This window comes from Aureispira sp. CCB-E (assembly GCF_031326345.1).
Taxonomy (GTDB): domain Bacteria; phylum Bacteroidota; class Bacteroidia; order Chitinophagales; family Saprospiraceae; genus Aureispira.
Genome location: NZ_CP133671.1, coordinates 2736297 through 2759311, shown reverse-complemented (window position 1 = coordinate 2759311; position 23015 = coordinate 2736297). Strand labels below are relative to the sequence as shown.

14 protein-coding genes are annotated in these 23015 nt (G+C 37.3%); 2 read left to right on the top strand and 12 right to left on the bottom strand.

Translation table 11 applies throughout. The annotated features are described in order from the left end of the window. Nucleotides 1–402: 402 nt before the first annotated feature. The 4 genes from QP953_RS10410 to QP953_RS10395 form a co-directional block, all read right to left on the bottom strand. On the bottom strand, nt 403–2679 hold the full coding sequence (locus QP953_RS10410) for a T9SS type A sorting domain-containing protein (RefSeq protein WP_309554934.1): 2277 nt from the start codon (nt 2677–2679) through the stop codon (nt 403–405). A 231-nt stretch (nt 2680–2910) separates the two neighbouring features. Further along, entirely contained in the window at nt 2911–5118 is a 2208-nt protein-coding gene (locus tag QP953_RS10405) for a T9SS type A sorting domain-containing protein (RefSeq protein ID WP_081909611.1), read from the bottom strand. A gap of 334 nt (nt 5119–5452) precedes the next feature. Further along, nucleotides 5453–10201 carry a S8 family serine peptidase gene (locus tag QP953_RS10400; protein WP_309554933.1) on the bottom strand — a complete coding sequence of 1583 codons (4749 nt, stop codon included), beginning with the start codon at nt 10199–10201 and terminating at the stop codon, nt 5453–5455. Nucleotides 10202–10467: 266 nt separating this feature from the next. Continuing rightward, nucleotides 10468–11934: a PKD domain-containing protein gene (locus tag QP953_RS10395; RefSeq protein ID WP_309554932.1), complete on the bottom strand. Its 1467-nt coding sequence runs from the start codon at nt 11932–11934 to the stop codon at nt 10468–10470. A gap of 530 nt (nt 11935–12464) precedes the next feature. Between QP953_RS10395 and pruA the strand changes: the two genes are divergently transcribed. Beyond that, nucleotides 12465–14096 carry an L-glutamate gamma-semialdehyde dehydrogenase gene (pruA, locus tag QP953_RS10390; RefSeq protein WP_309554931.1) on the top strand — a complete coding sequence of 544 codons (1632 nt, stop codon included), beginning with the start codon at nt 12465–12467 and terminating at the stop codon, nt 14094–14096. Nucleotides 14097–14232: 136 nt separating this feature from the next. Beyond that, entirely contained in the window at nt 14233–14961 is a 729-nt protein-coding gene (gene dapB / locus QP953_RS10385; protein ID WP_309554930.1) for a 4-hydroxy-tetrahydrodipicolinate reductase, read from the top strand. Nucleotides 14962–15036: 75 nt separating this feature from the next. Here dapB and QP953_RS10380 read toward each other — a convergent pair whose 3' ends face one another. The 8 genes from QP953_RS10380 to QP953_RS10345 form a co-directional block, all read right to left on the bottom strand. Next, complete coding sequence (locus tag QP953_RS10380; protein WP_052598655.1) at nt 15037–17568, bottom strand: hypothetical protein; 2532 nt, start codon at nt 17566–17568, stop codon at nt 15037–15039. Nucleotides 17569–17924: 356 nt separating this feature from the next. Next, on the bottom strand, nt 17925–18164 hold the full coding sequence (locus QP953_RS10375) for a MoaD/ThiS family protein (RefSeq protein WP_309554929.1): 240 nt from the start codon (nt 18162–18164) through the stop codon (nt 17925–17927). After that, a complete protein-coding gene (locus QP953_RS10370) occupies nt 18148–18729 on the bottom strand; it encodes a molybdenum cofactor guanylyltransferase (RefSeq protein ID WP_309554928.1) in 582 nt (193 codons plus the stop codon). Before QP953_RS10370 ends, QP953_RS10375 begins: the two co-directional genes overlap by 17 nt. Further along, nucleotides 18726–19580: an ATP-binding cassette domain-containing protein gene (locus QP953_RS10365; RefSeq protein WP_309554927.1), complete on the bottom strand. Its 855-nt coding sequence runs from the start codon at nt 19578–19580 to the stop codon at nt 18726–18728. Before QP953_RS10365 ends, QP953_RS10370 begins: the two co-directional genes overlap by 4 nt. A gap of 8 nt (nt 19581–19588) precedes the next feature. Beyond that, entirely contained in the window at nt 19589–20263 is a 675-nt protein-coding gene (gene modB, locus QP953_RS10360) for a molybdate ABC transporter permease subunit (RefSeq protein WP_052598651.1), read from the bottom strand. Nucleotides 20264–20429: 166 nt separating this feature from the next. Further along, nucleotides 20430–21182, bottom strand: a complete 753-nt coding sequence (gene modA / locus QP953_RS10355) for a molybdate ABC transporter substrate-binding protein (protein WP_309554926.1) — start codon at nt 21180–21182, stop codon at nt 20430–20432. An 18-nt stretch (nt 21183–21200) separates the two neighbouring features. Then, nucleotides 21201–22370, bottom strand: a complete 1170-nt coding sequence (glp, locus tag QP953_RS10350) for a gephyrin-like molybdotransferase Glp (RefSeq protein ID WP_052598649.1) — start codon at nt 22368–22370, stop codon at nt 21201–21203. A 79-nt stretch (nt 22371–22449) separates the two neighbouring features. After that, nucleotides 22450–22911: a hypothetical protein gene (locus QP953_RS10345; RefSeq protein ID WP_309554924.1), complete on the bottom strand. Its 462-nt coding sequence runs from the start codon at nt 22909–22911 to the stop codon at nt 22450–22452. Between the last annotated feature and the right edge of the window lie 104 nt (nt 22912–23015).

The window sequence follows — 23015 nt, the reverse complement described above, 5'->3', positions numbered from 1 at the left end:
GGCTTTCTATTATTACAATAGTCAGCTGCGCACTCACGAAGTAAAATAATATAAATGTGCTTTTTTGTCTTTTTGGTAACTAAGCTTGCGATCTCACTTAGTAGCAGCGAAGCTAATCAACGACCACGTAGTAGCAGCGTAGCTAACTACTATTATTATAGAGTCGCTATTAAATCCTGTAAATGATTGGTTAAAATCAAGCTAGGAATTGTGGCTTCTATCCTGAATTGAACAATAGATGCCTTCAAAAAAGTAGTTTTTATAGCTTAGAAACAAAGCCACAAGAATAAAACTCACGACCAAAGGAGAATTAGCTTCCTTTGATCGTGAGGCATTAAGTTTAAAGATAGTTGATACCAACTACCATAGATAGAGCAATCTAGTAATTCGCTCCTTATCCATTTATTTCTTAACAAATCGAACGACTTCTTGATAAGTATCTGTTCGAATATCTAAGAACAAAACTCCTGCTGCTAAACTAGTAATATCCAACTCATACTGTTGATCATTGCTTGTTGTCGTCTGTTGTAAAACGACTTGACCTAAGGCATTGTAAACCGTTAAGTGTAAGGTTTCTGTATTGGGAGTCAAAAAGCTAATATTTAAAGAATTTTGTGCTGGATTTGGATAAAGGTGCACTACTTTTTGTGTTGTTTCAGGTTGCAAAACAGTTGTTATTGTATCTTTTTCTTCCAAAACTACAACACCTCCTCGTCCAGTTCCAAAGATATAATCCAACTTACCATCATTATTTAGATCTGCTATAGACATATTGGTATTCCAACCTTCGTAGAAATTATTATAATTTTCGGATAAGGTATCGTAAGTACCTAGAACATTCCCATCAATATTCCCTAACTGAATGATATTCCCTACTTGGTGTCCTATAAATAATTCGTAAGAGCCATTGTTATCATAAACAAATGGCATTGGCGTACGGCTAAAGTTTTGTACACTATATCCTCCCAACATAGTTGACGTAGGAGTAGACGAGAAGTTAGGGCTAGTTGCATTGCCTGTATTTTCATAATAGTGAATCATGCCACCATAACGTCCAATAACCAAATCTAAATCTAGATCTCGATCCAAATCAACCAATTGAGGGGTACTTTTGTCGCCTACATCAATATTAAAAAAGAAGTTAGAAGGCGCACTCCAAGCAACTGGATTACCAGGACCTGCTGTATTTTCAAAGAAAGTCAATCTACCATCTTGCCGTCCACAAATCATATCCATATCTCCATCTCCATCAAGGTCACCCACCGTTGGGTATAAACTATTCATTTGCAAAGCATTGGTTCCAGCATAATCATTAGTCACATATTCAAAAGCTGGACTTGTCAGTGTCCCCGTATTTTCTAGCAATGTCATTCCATAGTCGTAAGTACCTCCATCTTGGCAACGACCATAGCCCCCTATTATCATATCCATCAAACCATCGGCATTATAATCTAACAACACAGGAAAAGCATATTGTCCAACATCCAACATTTCACCTACTAAAAAGTCTTTTTGTTGAAAATCAAAAATCATATTAGCATTACTTCCTGTGTTTTGATAAAACCAAGCAACGCTATCCATTACGGCTTCTCCTACTCCCATTTCAGAAGGTGTTGCTAACATATCCGTTAATCCATCGTTGTTCACATCCATAAAAAATGTCGCTGGAAAGGTGTAAATATCAACAGGTTTGTCATAAACAGGATAATGGTAATCTTGTGTCGTAATAAGAATGGTGTCATTAATTTCGGTACCATTAACCATATTCACATTCTTAAAGGTTACACCACCCAAAGCCATATCCCGAACATTATCACCATTAAAATCTAATGTTGTAACATTGGCACCTACATGTCGTGCATTTCTACCATTACTCACACTATGAACACTTCCTGTTCTATTAGGTTGCACATCCAATCGTTGATTAAACCAAGGATTATTATAACAGCTATCTGTACTTGGTCCAAAGTTTACTTTACTACTATCTCCTGACTCTTGAAACAATCCCCAACATTCAGATTCTAAATAAAATTGAATCGAATCGCAACTATGGCCATTTTCTACAGACATATTTCTATACCAAAATACATTCGTTGGAAAGCATATATCTAAAGTAAATGCTAAAATATCTAGATCGCCATCACCATCAACATCGTCTATGGAAGGCAAGTCTGTATTGTATACAAACATTTTATAATCAAATGGATTATTTCCTGGCACATCATAACGTACTTGCTCTTTAACCAAAGTATATTGAATGGTATCGTTGGCATCATAACTTCCTTCCCAAATAGCCACTCCTAATCCTTGCCCGTAAACAGAATACATACCAAAGATGTCTTCAATGCCATCACAGTTATAATCTCTAAAAAGCATAAAATTCTGTATGTCTTTCGGCAAGCGTTTCGTATAAGCTGGTGCATGTTCGTAGTCTACGATCCCTGGCGTTCCGTGATTGATAAATGCAGTGCCTACTCGACCATCTCGGTCAAAAGCAACTAAATCTTTGATTCCATCATTATTGAGGTCTACTGGTGAAAATTGGGGTAAATTAAGTCCTCCTGCCCAAGCATTGCGCATGTTCGTTCCATTTTTAACAAGAGGAATGTCCATTGGGGTATATTGTGCAACAACATTTGCCCCCCAAAACAAGACCATAAAAAGTAATACTGTTTTCATAGTTAATTTTAGTATTTGTATAACAATTAATAGGTTTCCCTTATAACGAAGGTCAAGCTACTTTCGCTTCCTGCATTCAAACAATAAAACACTCCACAATGCCAATTCTTGGATTCCTGTTTTTAATTATTTTATCCCATTTAGTAGCTCTTTGATGATCTTCGGTGTACTGTGTGGTTACAACGAACGATTGCACGTTCCTCTATTTCTTTTTTGCAAGAAGGAAAAAGCTTATTGTTTGACCAATTTGCTAATATAACGTTCTTTTTCTGTTTCGATGCTTAAAATATATGTTCCTGTTGGTAGAGAGCGAAGATTTAGAGTCGTATTTTGCTCCAACCACTCCTTTTGATCAAGCACTACTTGACCTAAGGCATTGGTTACTCGAATCATAACTTCTTCATTAAGTAGTTGATCAAACTGAATATTTATTTGTTCAGAAGTAGGATTAGGGGCAATTGTAAACGAATTGGTATTCTTTTCTATTGCCTCGATAGAAGATAAGATATATTCCGTATACAACCCCAATCCACCACGCTTGTTGCCAATCAAAAACTCATATTGTCCATCGTTATTAATGTTGGCAACACTAATAATAGACTCTTCTCCTTCGTCTATCGTATCTAGCACACTGTTTATTCTAGTAAAAGCTCCTTGCAAGTTGTTGTCAATATTGGTATATTGCCAGACCTCCCCTGCTTCATTTCCCATAAACAAGTGGTACTCTCCATTAATATCCACCAAATGCGGCGCAGAATTCCCCTCAATTGTTCCTGGTAATTTGGCATCTATAAGTCCAAATGTTTCGCTCGTAGCAGTACTAGAAAAAGCAGGTGCCGTTGGTGTACCTGTATTTTCAAAATAATTGGTATTCCCATTTCGTTCGCCTACCAATAAATCAATTTTTCCATCTCTGTTGACATCGACCAATTGAGGGGTTGCATTTTGCCCCACGTCAATGTTCGCATAATTGGGCACCCAACTTGTAAAACTGGGACTAGAAACTGTTCCTTGGTTTTCTACATAAATCAATAGCCCATCTTGATCGCCCAATAGCATATCTTTATCATTATCGCCATCCAAATCGGCAAAAGTCGGTACCAAACGACGCAAATTAAACTGCTTCATACTTGCCAAATCATCATCGACCAATCGATAAGCTGGTTGAGTAATTGAGCCTACATTTTCATACAAACTCAAATAGCAGCCTTGATTGGCTACACTAACATATTTATTATAATTTCCGACCACAATGTCCATCAAACCATCTCCATTATAATCCCAAAAAACAGGTGCTGCCCCTGTTCCTAAATCAATCATTTCGTCCACCAAAAAATGATTCTCTTCGTAAGTAAACACAGGAAAGTTCGCCGTTCCAGTATTTTTGTAATACCAATTTTCTAAGTTTTTAGAATTTCCTAAAATATTAGGTGCTGCGATCAGATCCTTTGCGCCATCATTGTTCACATCTACATAAAAAGCAGCTGGAAAAATTTCAACATCAGCAGAAATAGAGTTCATTGGAAAGAAGGTTTCTTGTGCTGTTAAATGCGCTGTATCTTTATTCCCTCCATTGGTCAATAAGTTTAGATTAGAAAAAGATAAATCGCCCAAAATAATTTCTTTGACCCCATCATTATTCATATCCAAAGTCAAAATAGTTGATCCTGCATGACGACCACTTCTAACAGGATTCCAATTGGGGTATCCTGCACAACTATCTATTCTAGGACTCAAATCAATCGTCTCTGTTATTCCACTTTCGTACATACGCCCCCAGCAGTTATCATAATAGACATAATTCAAACTGTCACATCCCCAACCATTTTCTTGAGATTCGTTTCTGAACATTTCAATATACCCTCCAGATGAATTAAAATTGAGAATATCCATATCTCCATCTCCATCAATATCATCTACAGCAGGCAAGTCAACGGTTGAATTAAATAAGTTATACCCTTGATTTTGTCCTTTTAAAGTGTATTCAATTGTATTTTTGACCAAAGAAAATTGTACTTTATTTTGCGCATCTCGACTCGCTCGATAAACGGTAATACTGACCACACCTGTTGTATTGTCGTATTTATACGCAAACAAATCTTCTAAATTATCACAATTATAATCTCGTAACAACATCCAGTTTTCTACTTTTGGAAACCGATAGGCATATTCTGGTGCAAATGTATAGTCCACCGTATTTGGTGTTCCTCCATTTAAAAAAGGAACCACTGCAAATCCAACGCGATCAAAATACACTAAATCTTGATCTCCATCTCCATCTAAGTCTATTTCTGAGAACTGAGGATTGGTCAAACCTCCAGTAAGTGCGTATTCGTAGACATCACCACTAGCAGATTCAAAGGGGACCATTAACCGAGTAGGTTGAGCAAAAGTTAGGATTGGGAATAAAAAAACACCCATTAATAAAACGTACTTCATAACGTAAATTGAGTTGAAATTATGTTTATATTTTACTCCATGGTAAGCCTATCAGAACATAGACAACTTAAGCAGACACCTTGCAAGTAGTTTAGTCTGAATGCAATCATCAATAAATTCGATTTACATATAGACACAACTTATCATAGTTTGTCAATAAGGTATCAGAAGCTAATACACGAAGTTTGCGTGGGGAACTCTGGTAAAAGTCATAAAATAATGGATAATTAACGAAGATGCTAGTTTTTATTGTTAAAACTTGAATTATTATACAAAAAAATGACTGCCCTGAAAGTACTTCAAAGCAGTCATTCTATCCATTTTTATAAGATCTTTATTTGCTAATAATCAATTTTCGAACGTCAACAACAGCATCTGTACTCAATCGAATCAAATACATTGCTGGTGGCAAATGGCTTACATCTAGTGTTTTATTAGTCGCTCCTGCTGGAATTTGAGTCTCCAATAAAACCTTTCCATTAACTGCAATCACCTCTACCATTAATTCTGTTGGCAATACTTCGCTAAAGCGAAGTGTTGTTTCTGAAGTAGCAGGATTGGGCAAAATGACGAGGTTCATATTATTACTAATTTCTTCTATACCAACAGAAACTGAAACGGAATCTGCAAAGGAACAAGCACCATTATTAATTGTTAGAGTAACATAATGAGGACCATTACTAGTATATGTATGGGTTGGATTTTGCTGTGTAGAAGTATTTCCATCTCCAAAATTCCACAACCAACTAGTTGCCCCTGTTGATGCATCTGTAAACGCAGCTGTTCCACCGCTAGTAACTGCTGTAAATTGAGCCTCTACAATTTCTGCCGTTACGGTTGACAAAGCACCTGCACAAGAATCCAAACGTACTTCCCAATCGTATAGATAGTAATAAAAATCTGTTGGATTATTTGCAGCAGAACTTGTCATGGTCAATACATTAGGGAGTGTATATGGGTAAGCTGTTCCTGTATTATTTCTATACAAATCCATATTATTTCCTCCTATACTATAATCCCCTGGTCCTGGCACTTGGAAATTTAATAAAATACGTTGCCCTCCATTTACTAAATTAACTGTTGTTTGCGCCAAAACAGTATTCGTGGGTGCTGCACCGCCGTTGGCAATAGAACCATCCCACAATGTGAAGGTTCTTGGTCCTGCTCCATCAGCATCTACCCATACTGAAATCAATTCAAAACTATTGTAAGCTGTAAAGTTGATAACCCCATAGAAACCACTACCGTGATATCCACCACCACCTACAGCAGTTCCATTAGCAGGACCTACATTCAAAGTAGGTGTAAGAATAATATTTTGTACTTGATAATTCGTTGTTGCTACCAATGTAGGAGTGTTGAAAGTATCTCCTACGTGTACCAAACTATTGGCTCCATCGTACCAATGCAAGGTCCCATTATTATTCGTTGCAGATAAAGCTATAGACGTATTAGGACATCCAGCACCATTATTAGTAGAGGTTACTTCAGGATATTCTACCACGATATAAGCATTTTTAACTTCGGTATCCACTCCCAAACTATTGGTTACTTGTAAAGACACATTGTATGTTCCACTTGATGCATAAGTATACGTTGGGTTTGCTTGCGTAGAAACACCGCCATCTCCAAACGTCCACAACCACTGCGAAGGTTGATTTCCTGATTCATCTTTAAATTCAATTGTTCCATCACAAGTGTACAACAAATTAGAAGAAAAATCGGCTACAGGTGGCAATGCGCCTAGTACATCTACATTGATATTATCAACATACAAATTATTACCATACCCATTAATATTAACAAACCTCAATACTACATTACTACCTAAATAAGCCGACAAATCCACCGTATCATTTCTCCAGTCACTTGCTGCATTAGGCTGCCATGTTTGTCCTGCATCAGGTCCTGTTGCTAAAGCTGCTCCTCCCTTAAAGTATACTTGAGAAAAAGTTTGCCCACAATCTGTTGACAAATCAATGCGTAAATCATCGGACAAATTTGCGCTAAAACGACGGTAAGCCACGTCAAAGGTAAGCATAGCACTAGCTGTCGCAGGAGCTTGGGTCATGTCTAAAGTTACAAAACTGAAAATATCTTCCTGTCCTGGAGCATTATAAGAAAAGTTATTCACAAACATAGCAGCTGTATTTCCTCCTGCTGCTCCTGTCGTCGTGACCAATTCCCATGTTCTATCATTATCCCCATTTATAATATAAGAAGAAGGAGGAGGAAACGTTCCACCATCAAAATCTTCTGCATAAGGGAAGCTGCCCAAAGGATCCAACACCGTTATCATTTGTGTAATTGTATCGTTACAATGCGTACTATCAGCACTCAATCCTGTCCAGACTTTTAACTCATAGACTCCTGCTGTTGGAATATTAATTGGTGTTGTAAAGGAGAAACTTGCCGAACCTCCTGCTGCTAGATTAGCCGTATAGGTTTCTGTTACCATAGGATCGTTTCCAAATTGATAATAAACAGGAAAGTTAGATTCTGTAAACAAGCCAATATTTTCTACTGTCATAGAAACCGTTGCCGTTGAAACCCCTCCACAAGTTTCCAAAATAGAACTAGGGGCGTCCAAACTCGCTACTCCAGCATCATTATCACCAGAACAAGACAAGAAACAAACAGGAGTGCCACCAGAAGCACCTGCATAATTAACAGCAATTTGGCGTAAGCCTCTTATTCCATTGGACCCAACAGCTCGAACAGAGAACCATTGAGGATCGTTGATGTCAGTTACAGCCACATTATAGGTCAATGCTGTGGTGGTTCCTATTGAATCCATGAATTTTTGTCCTAATAAAAATACATCGTATCCCGTTGCTCCTGGCACCGCATCCCAAGCCAATTGAATTTCATTTACATTTGGACACACTCGGTTGACACGTATGTTTTGAGGTCGCTCTATAATCGTAAAGTTCGCATCACTTTCATCTGTTACGCCAGATCTTGATATGCGTACTCTTGCTTCTCCTGTTATCGTTGCAGGAATTGTCCAATTTAGAAATCGGCTAGTACCAGGTGCAGCAGCAGCAATAGTTGTCCAAGTTGCTCCATTATCAGTTGTATATTCTATCAAAAACGTACCTGATGTCCCATAAGCATCCCAGTGAATTCTATCGTTAGCGCCAGGGATTAATCCTTCTCCTCCCATTGGATGAATTACCGTAATGTCGTCCATCAAAAATTCGTACACAACATAATACTCCTGTGTTCCCATAGGTATGGTTGTTCCTGCTACATCCAATGTATAGGTACCTGCTGCCGGGTTATCAATTGCTATTTGTTCTACATTGTTCAAATGGTCTGCACCTTTGGTTGCTGGTAAACCCAACGTTGTTGCGTTAGGCGTATGATCTAACAACCAAGGCAAATGTACCGTTGCACTAGGATCGGTAACAGTCGCATCCAAATCATTCACCAATGCCGTTGCCGCAGCGGTAGATGCTTCTCTGTCTGCCCAGTAAATCATAATTTTTGCACGTTGTACTCCTGCTGGTATTGCAATCGAATGACTATTCGTCCCCCCTTGGGTTAATGTTGCATTAAAATAACGATTGTCTTCTAGCAGTTGAACAGCCTTGAGACCATTCACTTTTCCCCAACCAAAAATAAAATCAGGTCCATCGTTGCCCAAATCATTCGCTGTATTTAGTAAGGCAGCTTTTAGCAAAGCCGATGGTGCAATGTTTCCTCCATTCAAATCACGATAAGCATGATGCATCTGTGCCATTACACCACAAATTCCTGGAGCAGCAGCAGACGTTCCACCTCCTGGTGCATAGGCATTATTAGGGTCGGTAGACATATGTGAAACACCATGTGCAGAAATATCTGGTTTGATGCGCCCATCTGATGCAGGACCACGGCTACTACTGTTTGCAATCCCGTCTGAAGCATTTAAATTTGCTGTCGCAATAACATTCTTACCGATTTTATGCCCACCAGTAATGTTTCCCCACTGCGTTCCTGCACCATAACCACAATCTTGATTGTTGCTATTTCCTGCCGAAAACGTTTGCATTAAGGTGGGGTTGTTATAAATTTCTTGATCTACCAAAACAGTTGTGTTGGTGTACCCTCCATTACAACCATTACTATAAGAAGAGGAAAAAATCAACACGGCACTATCTTGATGCAAAGGAAGTGTTCCTGCCATCGAAGCTACATATTGACGAATATGCATATAAGCCCCCGTTGCCATCCCACGCATAAGAGGATCTAAATTTCCAGCACCACCAGCAATTCCTGCTACCATATCCCCATGGTCTCCTGCAAAATCGCCAGCTACATCCTGTTGATTGGTACGTCCTTTAAAATCAATATGAGGTCCTACAAAACCATCATCATTAACAGCAAAGGTCACTCCTGTCCCATCGTAGTTTCTAGCTCCTGAAAAATCGCCATCAATTGCATTCGCACGATGCAAATGGCGACCATCATCAGACTCTGGTTTTCCTGGTTCTGACATAATATCCACATAACGAATAAAAGAAGCATCCACTACTTTGCTGATCTGAGTAGGCAATAATTGAGCAACAACCATTTGGGCATGATCCATTGATTGATTGATACTCAAGCCTAGTTTTTTCATCTCCTCTTTAGCCGTAGAAGGCTTAATGTCTTGATAGTATTGTATTGTGACCGTAATATAATTTCCTTCCATTGCCCAATCAGGATAATCTTCATCCTCTAAGCGCTGTCCTATTTTATACGTTTTTTCGATTGGTACGATACTTCTAATATTCAGTTTTTGCAACTGATTTATATCTATTCCGATGGGAATAGAGGCTACATATACCTTATTGGGTATGTACTCCAATAATCTTATATCGGCAGCAGCCAATTGCTTTTGTAAAGAAGGTGTAGGAATTGCATTAAATTGAACAAAACGATAAAAGCGGTTTGAAAAAATTTCGTTCTGATTCAGTTGGCGAATAGACTTGAAGTCCGATATATTGGACTCAAAGTGTTTGGCACCTTTGAGAAAATTAATGGTGTAATCCTGTGCGTGTAGGTTCCCCATCAATATTCCTATCAATGCCATTGTTAAGATAGAAATACGGTTCATATACAGTTTTTTTGAGTATAAAGTATAGATTTTTCTACAATCTATAGCTTCTTGTTGAAAATAAAATTTTAAACATTCATAATAATACAAAATTATAGTAGGAAAACCATTCAGATTTTTGTAAAATTAACGGTTCTATGTTTTAATTCCCCATAAAAAAAGCCTTCTTGAGTAAGAAGGCTCTATAAAGTCATTGTTGACCGTTGTATCAAGTAGTAATATCTACTAACAATAGTTCCTTGAACTATGGTACTAAAATATTTGGATTATTTAATTATAATCTTCCGAATTTCGGTCATTTCCTTTGTTGATAAACGCATCAAGTATAAAGCAGAACTCAGATTGCTTACATCCAAGGTATAATCTGTGGTTCCTTCCAAAAGAATTTCTTTTTTAATAAGTCTTCCGTCCATGCCAATAAATTCCATCGTTAGGTCTTCAGGTAGTTGTTGACTAAAGGATAAATTGGTATACCCCTTTGCAGGATTAGGAGCAATACTTAACGTCATATCGTTCCCCAATCGCTCTATTCCAACAGAAACCGTTACAGAATCAGAAAAGGAGCAAATGCCATTGACTGTTAGGCGAATCATGTGCGGACCATTATTGGTTGTATACGTATGAGTAGGATTTTGCTGTGTAGATGTTGTCCCATCTCCAAAATCCCACAGCCAACTAGTCGCTCCAATAGATGCATCTGAAAAGCTAGCTGTTCCTCCATTGATAACACTTGTAAAATTCGCATCAACTACTTTTGCCTCTACTGTTTCTCTTGCACTAACACATTCTGTTGATAAATTCAATTCCCAATTATAAAAATAATAATAGAACCCAACGCTTGTAGTCGTTGCACTAACCATATCTACTACTCCTGCCAAGCTATAAGGGTAAACCGCAGAGCCATTGTTGTTTCTAAACAAATCCATATCATTTCCTGCCAATGAATAATCTCCAGCTCCTGGAACTTGTAAATTGACTTGGACTCTAGATTGACCATCGGGAATATAAACCGTCACTTGACTAATAACTGTATTATTAACATTATTACCATTAAGAACATGTCCATTGTATAAATAAATAGTTCTAGGTCCTGCCCCATCGGCATCGACCCATACAGAAACAATGTCAAACGCTTGATAAGCTGTAAAGTTGACCCCTCCAGTAAAATTTCCTCCATGATAACCTCCATTTCCCACAGAACTCCCATCTATTGGTCCCGCATATTCGGTCACATCGGTAGTTGTTACATCTTCTACAAAATACGTAGTATTTGTCGTCAAAGTAGGTGTTGTAAATGTATTGCCTGTATGCACCAATGTATTGGCACCATCATACCATCTTAATACTCCCGTACCATTCGTTGCAGAAAGAGTAGTCGATGTATTAACACAAGTTTCGGCATTGGTAACAGAGGTGACCTTTGCTTTTTCTACCCTTATATATCCTGTTTTGACAATTGTATCAGCCCCCTGACTATTGGTTGTCTGTAAGGTAACAGTATAAACGCCACTATTGGCATAAGTATAGGTTGGGTTTTGCTGCGTAGACAAACCGCCATCTCCAAATTGCCACAACCAACTTGTAGGTGCATTCGTTGATAAATCTTCAAATTGTACAGTTCCTACACAAGTGTAGGTAAGATCAGCTTTAAAATCTGCTATTTGCGCCTTTACGCCCAAACAATAGAAGCTGCTCAATAAAAGAATTGTAATTATTTTTGTAAAGTTGCGCATAAAATATATGGTTTTATTTAGTATAGTAGTTCGTTGATTAGTTCGCTACGCTCATGAGGGCGCAAGCTTAGTTTTTTACTTTTTTACTAAAAAGACAAAAAAGCACATTTATATCAATTTGATAATCAAAATTTTAACACAAAATGCAACAAATCTACAACCTGTTGATTATCAAACTAATAAAGTTTAGCTTCGCTGCTACTGCGTGGTTTCAACGAACTATTGTTAGTAATCATTTGCTCAAAAAAGAACCAAACAGAGCCTTTTTAGAAATATTGTTTTATACAACTACAATAATACAAAATTTATATGGCAATTCTATACTCAAAACTTTTATACTGTTTGCTACAAAATCAAACCACCGATATAAATATTTTTGTCTATAACATACGACAAAATCTTCTCCCCTCACAAACTACAACAGATTCAAACTAAGTTATAATTTTTGAATTCGCACTCCATTTCTTACCTTTGAGCTTCTTAGAATTTGTTATGTATTATTTTAGAATAAAAAAAAACAATAACACACTATGGCTAATGCATTCTTTAAGGTGCCTACACCGATTAACGAACCCGTAAAAAGCTATGCTCCTGGTAGCAAAGAAAGAGCAGAATTAAAAGCACAATTGGCTGTCTATAAGGCAACTCAAATTGATGTGCCTATGATTATAAATGGAAAGGAAGTGCATACTGATAATAAAGTATCGATGCATCCTCCTCATGAAAGAAAACATGTTTTAGGACATTATAGCAAAGGTAACGCCTCTCATGTAAAAGACGCTATTGATGCTGCATTGGCAGCAAAAGAAGCTTGGGAAAATACCTCTTGGGAGCATCGTGCTGCTATTTTCTTAAAAGCTGCTGAATTATTAGCTGGTCCATACCGTGCTAAGATAAATGCTGCTACTATGCTAGCACAATCTAAAAATGCTTTCCAAGCAGAAATTGATGCTGCCTGTGAGTTGATTGACTTTTTCCGTTACAATGTACAATACATGACAGAGTTGTACAGTGAACAACCAGATTCGAACCCAGGTATGTGGAATCGCTTAGAACACCGTCCTTTAGAAGGTTTTGTTTTTGCAATTACTCCATTTAACTTCACTTCTATTTGTGCTAACTTATGTGCAGCTCCTGCTATGATGGGAAATGTTGTCGTTTGGAAACCTGCTGAGACTCAAATCTATTCAGCAAAAGTTATTATGGACTTGTTCAAAGATGCGGGACTTCCTGATGGTGTCATCAACTTAGTTTTGGCAGATGGTCCTGCAACAGGAGACGTTATTTTCAATCATAGAGAATTTGCTGGTCTTCATTTTACAGGTTCAACAGGTGTTTTCCAAAATTTATGGAGAACAATTGGTAATAATATCTCTAAATACAAGTCTTATCCACGTATTGTTGGAGAAACAGGTGGAAAGGATTATGTCATTGCTCATCCAACAGCAAATGCCAACGAAGTAGCAACAGCACTATCTCGTGGAGCGTTTGAGTACCAAGGGCAAAAATGCTCAGCTGCATCTCGTGCTTATATTCCACAAAGCTTGTGGCCAAGTATAAAAGAGAGTTTGGTAAAAGATTTGGCTTCCATGAAGGTAGGAACAGTAGAAGACTTTTCTAACTTTGTAAATGCTGTTATTAGCGAAACCTCATTTGATAAATTAGCGGCCTATATTGATCGTGCAAACGCAGATGATAATGTAGAAGTAGTTGCTGGTGGTACTTATGACAAATCTGAAGGTTACTTCATTGATCCAACGGTTTTAAAAGTAGAAGATCCTAAGTACACAACTATGTGTGAAGAATTATTTGGACCTGTTTTGACAATTTATGTCTACGAAGATGATAAATTTGAAGAAACAATGGATATTTTAGACGCTTCTTCTCCTTATGCCTTGACAGGAGCGTTATTTGCCGTAGATCGCCAAGTTATTGAAAAAGCAGCTCATCGCTTGCGTCATACAGCTGGTAATTTCTACATCAACGACAAGCCAACAGGTGCGGTTGTTGGTCAACAACCATTTGGTGGTGGTCGTGCATCTGGTACCAATGATAAAGCAGGTTCTGTTTTAAATCTGTTGCGTTGGGTCTCTCCTCGTACGATCAAAGAAACCTTTGTACCACCAACAGATTACCGCTACCCTTTTTTAGACGAGGCTTAAATAAAAAACTTTTAGCCAAGAGACAGAAGTTTCTCAACAAAATTTAAAGTTTTTTTCAATAAGAATAGTGTACCTAATAGATTGGGTACACTATTCTTAATTTAATATTTGTGCCACAAAACTTTTTATAAAAAGTATGAAAATAGCAATGATTGGCTATGGCAAAATGGGGCGTACCATTGAGCATTTAGCAACCAAGCAAGGACACGAGGTTGTCCTAAAAATTAATGCCGACAATTTAGATGCATTTACAACTGAAAACTTACAGCAAGCAGATGTTGCCATTGAATTCTCACAACCAGATGTTGCCTACAAAAATATCATGACTTGTCTTAAAGCAGGTTTGCCCGTTGTATCAGGTACTACCGCATGGTTAGACAAATTTGAAATGGTCAAAGACTGGTGCTCAAATAACAATGGTGCCTTTTTCTATGCTTCTAATTTTAGTGTAGGAGTTAATATTTTCTTTGAGCTCAACAAGCACTTAGCTGCTATCATGAGCAAGCACCCCGCTTACCAAGTAAGGATGGAAGAAATTCATCACACTCAAAAGCTAGATGCACCTAGTGGAACAGCAGTTACTTTAGCAGAGGGAATTTTAGAAAAAATAGATACTTTACAAGAATATCAATTGCAAGAAGATAATCTAAACACTCCAGACAATTGCATTCCCATTACCTCCAAACGTATTGGAGATACTCCAGGAACACATGTTATTCAATATCATTCATCTATTGATGAACTAGAAATTAAACACACTGCCAAAGGTAGAGAAGGTTTTGCTTCTGGAGCTATTATGGCGGCTCATTGGTTAATAGGAAAACAAGGTGTTTTTGGTATGAGTGATTTACTGCAACTCAGTTAAGGTTTGTTTTTAAATATTAAGAGCTCCAACTCAGTTGAGTTGGAGCTCCTAGTATAATAATATAGTATATTGTTTTTAGAATACTTCTGCCCAAGCTTTTGTTGATTTAAGAGCATCACTCTCTTTTGCAGCCCATCTTTTCATTTTCTTCAATTCTCCTCTGTAATCAAAAGGATCGCCACCAAAGAATCCGAAGAAGCCTCGTCCTACTCCAGCCCAGAAACCAGTATCCCATTCTGCTTTGGCTTCAGACATAATTCCAAATTTTTCTAACTGGTCAATCATGGCATTGGCAATACGAATCTCTTTTTTAGGGAATCGAATCAACCATACAGAATACAAGTAACGGCTTGCATTATGGTAAGCTTTTTGCTGATTGATGGGAGGAAACGGCAAGTCAATGTATTTCTTCTTAACATCTTTCTTTAGTCCCGACCATTTCAGTTCTAAGATAATTACCTTTTTCTTGATAGCTTCTAAAGCCTCTTGATCAACAGTCTCTGCTTGTTCCAACGAACGCAAATTTTTCCCTAGATTTCTAGACTTTGCTTTCATTAAATTTAATATGCTTATGACCTCTTGATACCTAGAAGAAACTCCATTTATATACAACTCATTTAATCCTTCCAACAACTCTTTTCCTTCTATTTGAATAATACCTCGCTCACTTCCCCACTGAGGCAATACGCCAGGAAGCACATCTTTTGCTAAATCGCCAATAAATTCTAAACCATCAGGCATTAAATCATCAATTTGATCATTAACAGCATCAAACTCGCCCAATAAAGCAGCACCTACAGCATTAATAATAGATCCAGAACCTGGAGCAAATGAGTTAGCTGCAACACCAGCTACAGACAACAACCCATTAATAATTTTCTTAGCTAATGTATTGGTTGCTTTAAAGTAATCGTTGTGTTTTTTAACGGCTTGGTCATATTCATCTTTGGCATCTCTAAAAGCATCTGAAGCTTGTGCTCCACGTGTTACAGCATCCTTGAACTTATGACCAACAGCAGCTTTTACATCGTCTGCTTGATCTTTCATATCAGAAAGAATCCCTTCAAAAGAGGCATCTTTTTTTCGAATCCCATATTGAGCCAATACATTACGCATTACATTGGTAGCAACATCTGTAATATTAGGAATCGTAATTCTATTTTTATCTTTCTCATACTTAGACGAATGATCTACTACTCCACCTGTACTCAAGATAATCTTATCAATAGCTCCCAAAATCTCACGCACTTCTCCTTCTTTGCTCGCATCCCCTCCTGTTAACTTATTCATTAACCAAGTTCTTGCTTTTTCGCTATGCTCTTGAAGCTTTTTCTTGATTTTATCATCTATATCTGTTCCCTTCAAAATATCTTCATCTGAATCAATAAAGTTTTTGAAGTCCTTCAAATCTTCGTAAATATTCGCTAAGTCTCCTTCTTTTACATTTTCAACAAACCCTGTAATTGCTTGCGTAAATTCACTCAATTTGCCCAACCATTGTTGTGCATTTTGTATTTTTTCTTTTAATCCTAATTCTTCTACTTTATCTGAAGCCGCAGCTATAAATTGATCTACTGATCTTTTGAGTCCCGTTATTTGAATCAAAAGCTTATCATCAATCTTAGTTCCAGGAATCAAATCAGTTGAATCACCTAATAACTCATTAAATTTAGCCTCTAGTCTATTGTACCAATCAGGAAGATTGTCGCCATCTTCGTCTCCTATTACAGCTCCCAACAAAACTTCTAGCTTTCCTAGTTTTTCCTCTCCTCGTGCCAAATACTTTTGCAATGTTTCAACATTCAACTCAATCTCATCATCGGTCACGTCTGCTGTAGCAATGAAGCTCTTAGCTGCTGCAAATATTTTGGTTGCCTCCTCAACAATTCCATCTTTCAAGTCCTCTGCTTTTGACGGCAAACTCAACGTAATATTAACTACATCTTGCGCCAATTTTGCATAACGATCAACTTGTTTGCTTACATTGCGAGCAACTGCCAAGAAGCTTTGTGCTTTTTCAATAAGCTCTTCAATCTCTTCAATTTCTTTGATATAAATACCAGGAGCAAAAGTTTGTGCAAAATCGATAAAATTCTGCGCATCTGTCAAAAACTGCTCTCCCTTATCTAAGTAGTCTCTAAAATCTGATGTAATTTCATCAAATTTATACGCATCCCACAAAGCTTTCAGGCTATCATAACGGAACTGACTTTCTTCTTTAGCACCAGACTTATCTTTGCTCTGTTTTTTTCGTTCTACAGATTTCACTCTTCGTTCTGCTCTACGTTTCTCTCGATTATCTTTGCGTGCTTTTTTACGTGCTTCACGACGAGCTTTTCGTTCTTCTTTTTTTGTTTTGGGTGCTTCGTCTCCATTTTCTTCTACCTCGTCAACAACTTTCTTTTTAGCTGACTTAACAATATCCTTAAGGTCTAGAAAATCAAGTGCTAAGTACAAATCCTTTGCATTTCTAGCATTTGATAAATATTGACTGCGTTCTGCCCCCCCCTTTTCAAGTTTTTCAAATTGTTTCAAAAATCGGCGCAATTCCTTTTGGAAATCCAAGAGTTCCTTTGCAGCTTCTGATGACAAATTACTAGTTGGCATAGTTTGTATTTTTAAGATTTGTTCCGTTTGTACGCAACATAGAATGTGTATGTGTTATATAGTAATAGTATGTCTTTAACCAACCTAAACAGGCGGTTCAGGTTGATTTTACTAGACGAGACAATGTACAACAAAAAAAGTAAAAAAACAAGTCCTTTTTACAAAAAACTCGTCAAGAAAGGTTTTTCTTAAAATCATTTTGATAAGCAATTTTTAATGCCTATCTTGGTTAGTTTTGGCTTATTTTATCAAGCAAAAAACCATACTTTTTTAACTCTATAATTTTAATTCTTGTCATATAAATGAGCCATTTTGCTGATCTATAATTGTTGATTTTTCCCTAGAAAAATGCCTTCTTACCCACCAGCAAAAGGAGGCAATAGAGCAACCTCATCTGTAGGCAGCAAAATTGCTTTATCAGTGACGATAGCTTTATTAACAGCAACCTTGAATTCCTTTCCTTCCAAAGCAGGATAAATACTCAACAAAGTACTTTTTAATTCTTGAACCGAACAATCGTCGACTACAGTTACAGTAGACACCTCTTTTCCCATTGCCTCAGCCAGTTGACCAAAATATTTAATTGCGATATCCATTTCTAATTTTTTTTAAATCGATAGGTGTATTAATATTACTCAAACAAAACTCCCAATTTTTGGGACATTGTATTTTATTTAATTGCAGTGAACTTAGTACTGTACGCAATCGAAGTTGATTAGCGTTTAATGCATTTTCAAAAATAGGTAATTGTTCTTTACAATAGATTGCTGTCAACGGCTGCCAAACATCTTCTAGCGTCAATAAATTCATCTTATTAACCATGCTATTTTGGATTAAATACGCCAACAACTCCCTTCTAAGCAAGGGAACATCACAACTTAACACCAGCAAATACGGTGTTGGTACAATCGTCATAGCAGTATATATTCCACCAACAGGTCCCTTACCCATTACAACATCAGAATATACTTCGACTCCAAAAGTGCTGTATTTTTGGGGATCACCTATAATCATAGTCTCAGCTGTCAATCCTTTTGCATTTTCTAAAATATGCTCTAAGAATGTCTGACCATTAAAGTCCAAAAAAGCTTTGTCCTCTCCCATCCTTCGACTCTTTCCTCCTGCTAAAATTACAGTCGTTATCTTGTCCTTAGCAATCATTTAGGTTCTATTTTATACATATCAGACGGAAGTACCCAACGTTTAACAGTTAAGGTATCGCCTACATTTATGTTTTTTAAATCCCCCTTTAGATAAGGTAGTTTTCGCCGTTTCTCACCTATACGAAGGAGCAATTCATTCTCATTGATTTCCAGCACAACGCCTTCTTCTAGCACCTCATCCAACAGTTCTTGTTCTTCGAAATACAATTTTGGATTTCTATATAAGGCTACCTTATTATCATCAATAACCAACAATTTATTCGCCAAGTTAATAATTTCGGGAACATCGTGGCTGACCATCAATGTTGTTCGTTGATACTGAACGTGTAAATCAGCAATCAAATGTTGCATTTCTCGTCGCAAACCATAATCCAAAGCAGAAAGAGGTTCATCCAATAATAAAATAGACGATTCTACCATCAAGGCTCTCGCTAAAGCAACCCGCTGCTGTTGACCTCCAGAAAGATGATTGGGCTTCTTGTTTTTTAATGGTGCTAAGTTGGTTTGTTGTAATAGTTTTTGAATTAAAGCAGGATTATTATTCGCAAATTGCAAATTTTCGGCAACAGTCATATTGGGAAATAAAGCATAATCTTGAAATACAAAACCTACTTTTCTATTCTGTGGAGGTAAATTAATATTCTTTTTGCTATCAAACCAAGTTTTCTGCCCCACCGACAACATCCCCGAATCCGCTTGACTCAAACCAGCAATCATACGCAACAAGGTTGTTTTTCCTATACCAGATTTTCCATAAATAGCGACAAAATCCCCTCGTTCTAACTCCAAGTCTACCTGAAGTCTCCTTGTTGGTGTTATCCTTTTTTCTAAGGCTATTTTTAATAACATCTCTTTTTTTAGTGGTTTTTCCTTTTGGAGTCAGCTTGCGCATTAATATAATAAGTAATTCCTAGGATGATAAAACTTGTACACAACAAAACCAAAGCATAAACATTCGCTTGCGTATAATTTAAAGACTCTACTTCATCATAAATCGCAATAGACGCCACCAAGGTCTGACCAGGAATTCGTCCTCCTATCATCAATACAACACCAAATTCTCCTATCGTATGCGCAAAACTTAATACTACTCCTGTTAATAACGCAGGTTTTATATTGGGTAACAATACCCGCCAAAGCACCTCTCTACGAGTCTTTCCCATCGTATAAGCGGCTTCTCTAAAAGAAGCAGGCAAGTTTTGTAACCCTGCTTGTATCGGTTGTATCATAAATGGTAGACTGTATAGAATAGATGCGATGACCAATCCTCCAAACGAGAATACTAACTGAATATCAAACATACGATCCAAAAAGCTCCCCAAAACGCCATGTTTAGAAAATGCAATTAATAAATAAAATCCCAAAACAGTTGGTGGCAAAACCAAAGGCAAACTAACCACAGCTTCTACCAAGAACTTATATCGAGCAGAACTAAAGGCTAATTTTGTTGCGATAGGAATTCCTATAATTAACAAACAAAGTGTTGTTATAAAAGCCAATTGCAAGGACAATAATAAAGGTGACCAATCCATTTTTTTAAGATTAATTAATCGGAGTACACTACAATAAATTATTATTTGTTTCAAATATTGCTCCATTGAAACCACCTAGTAGCAACACAGCTAAACTAAATAATCAACGGAGCGTTATTAAAAAACATTAAAGGAAAGCATATTTTTTTCCAACGAAAACCAATATCTACGATTGATAAACGTAGCCATAATGCTTAAAAATTTCTTTTGCTTTGGATGATTGCAAAAATTCATAAAAGCTCATTGTTGCTTTTGATGAGGTGGCTTTTCTTAGTAACAACATCGCTTGTGCTAATTGAGCGCCTTGTAAGGTCACAAATTGACCTTTTTCCTTTAATTGAGGAGCCATGACAACAGATTTGGCTGTCAAACCAATCTCTACCGTTCGAGTATGAATATACTGATTCACCTGTCCGATACTTTCTCCCAAAACTAGTTTGGGGCTCAACGTTTCGTATATTCCTGCTTCGTTTAGATAAGCCTTGCTCAGTTCTCCATAAGGAGCAGTTTTAGGGTCTGCCAAAGCTATTTTCTCAACGGCTTTATCCTCCAAAACACGCAGCCCTTGGCTTAAGTCATAGGATTCTAAGGTCCACAATACCAACTGCCCATAAGCATAAACAACAGGCGTTGCAAGCCCAAGCCCTTTTTGATACAAATAGTTAGGATACATGGTATCGGCAGAAATGAAAAGGTCATAAGGCGCGCCTTGTTCAATTTGAGCGGTCAATTTTCCAGAAGAACTAATGATAGTTTCTATCTGAATGCTATCTGGTGCATTATACGCCTTTATCAAAGCATCTAAAACATACTGTGTAGAAGCAGCGGCAGCTATTTTTATAGTCTGTTTTTTAGGTGTCAATGTCTGACATCCGCCCAATAGTATGATACAGAACAGTCCTAAAAAATAATTCCTCATTACAAATTCTTTAACTTACTAAGGCAGCAAATGTACTTCGACCAATGCGCCTGCTGCTGTATGCATTTGATCGTGTGGAATATAAATTAGTGCGTCTGCATAAGCAAAAGAAAACAACATGGCAGAACTCTGCCCATGCAATATTTTTACGCCATTAGAAGTTAATTGTGCTTTCAAAAAATGTGCTCGATCGCCTTTTTTATGGTATGCCTCTTCCAAAGGTAAATGCAGCTGCTTCAAATGATAATTCTCAATGCCCATTGCTTGTTTTAGAGCGATTAGAACATATTGATAATAACAAGACAATGCTGCGGCAGGATTCCCTGGCAAAGCAAAGACGACGCTAGTAGCTGTTTTCCCAAAAAACATGGGTTTGCCTGGTTTTTGACGTACTTTATAAAAAAGTTGCTCTACTCCCAATTCCAATAATGCCTTGCCAACAAAATCATAATCACCGACAGAAATTCCGCCAGAAATAATTACAAAATCCCGTGTTTCTAACAAGTCTTTCAACAACAATTTTGTAGCGGTATAATCGTCCTTTACAGGAACAACAGCAGCATCAAACCCTGTTTTTTGTAATGCGTTTAACAACATAATGCCATTACTCTCATAAATCTGTCCTCGTTCCAAATTTTGCCCTGATGCCACCAACTCATCCCCTGTTACAACAATAGCAACCGCAGGTTTTTGATATACCTGTACCTCTGATATACCTAAACCAGCTAAAAAACCAATTGCCGCAGGACTAAGTTCAGTTCCCTTTTCTAAAGCAATGGCTCCTTTTTTTATTTGCTCTCCTAGTGGACGAATATTAGCCGCAACTAAAGGTTGTTCTTCCAAAACCAGTTGCTCGCCCTCTACGGTTGTTTTTTCTTGCATGATAACGGCATCTGCATCGCTTGGAACTGCCGCTCCTGTAAAAATACGCACTGCTTCCCCCTTTTTCATAGAAGGATTTTTTGCGCTGCCCGCCTGTACTTCGCCAACTATTGTATAACGTAATTCCTCCCCTAATTTCAAAGCATAACCATCCATTGCAGATTGATCAAATGGCGGCATATGAATTGGTGAATAAATAGGGACACTCAATACATAACCAAGCGATGCATGGAGTGGCAATTGAACTGTCTTTGGTGTATATGTTAATGCTCTGACAATGGATTTTGCCTTGGCTACTTCTATCATTCTATAGAATTTTTTACCCTGTAACAAAAGTTAATACGGCGCTAGATAAGCGCACTAGATTCTGTTGATCATGGATTTTTTAAATCGAAATATCTGTATCGCCTATATTATCCAATCCCTGTTTGCTTTCTTTTTTCATCATAGAACCAATATCTCCTTCTGAAAATTCAAACCGATTCCCATGTTCAACCAAATATCGGATAAAATCAGGGTAATATCCTGATAATTCTGTCACTCTCAAATCTGGTATTTGAACAACAACACCTCCGATTAAAGTGATACTTAATACCGAAATCGTTTCGCCCTGTCTTAAATCTTTATTGGAATTCAAATTCAGAACTTGTTGTATCGTTGTTTTGTCCTTGTTTTTGTAGGCTATTAAAAATTCCTTTAAATCATACCTCCCATTTACTTTTGTTTCGTTTAATAAACGCTCAAACTCCGTCTTATGCAAGGCTGTATTTTCTAAACTGTAACTTATAATGCGCTCATAAGGTCCCATAGAGGGATTGGTATGTTTTAATTCTATAGATTGAATCATGTTTCTTTTATTTTAATAAATTTGGTGGTTGGTCTATTGAGAATATTTTTGGTATAGTATTAATGTTGCATCGTTGATAAGCAACAAGGCATCTACTTACTTTA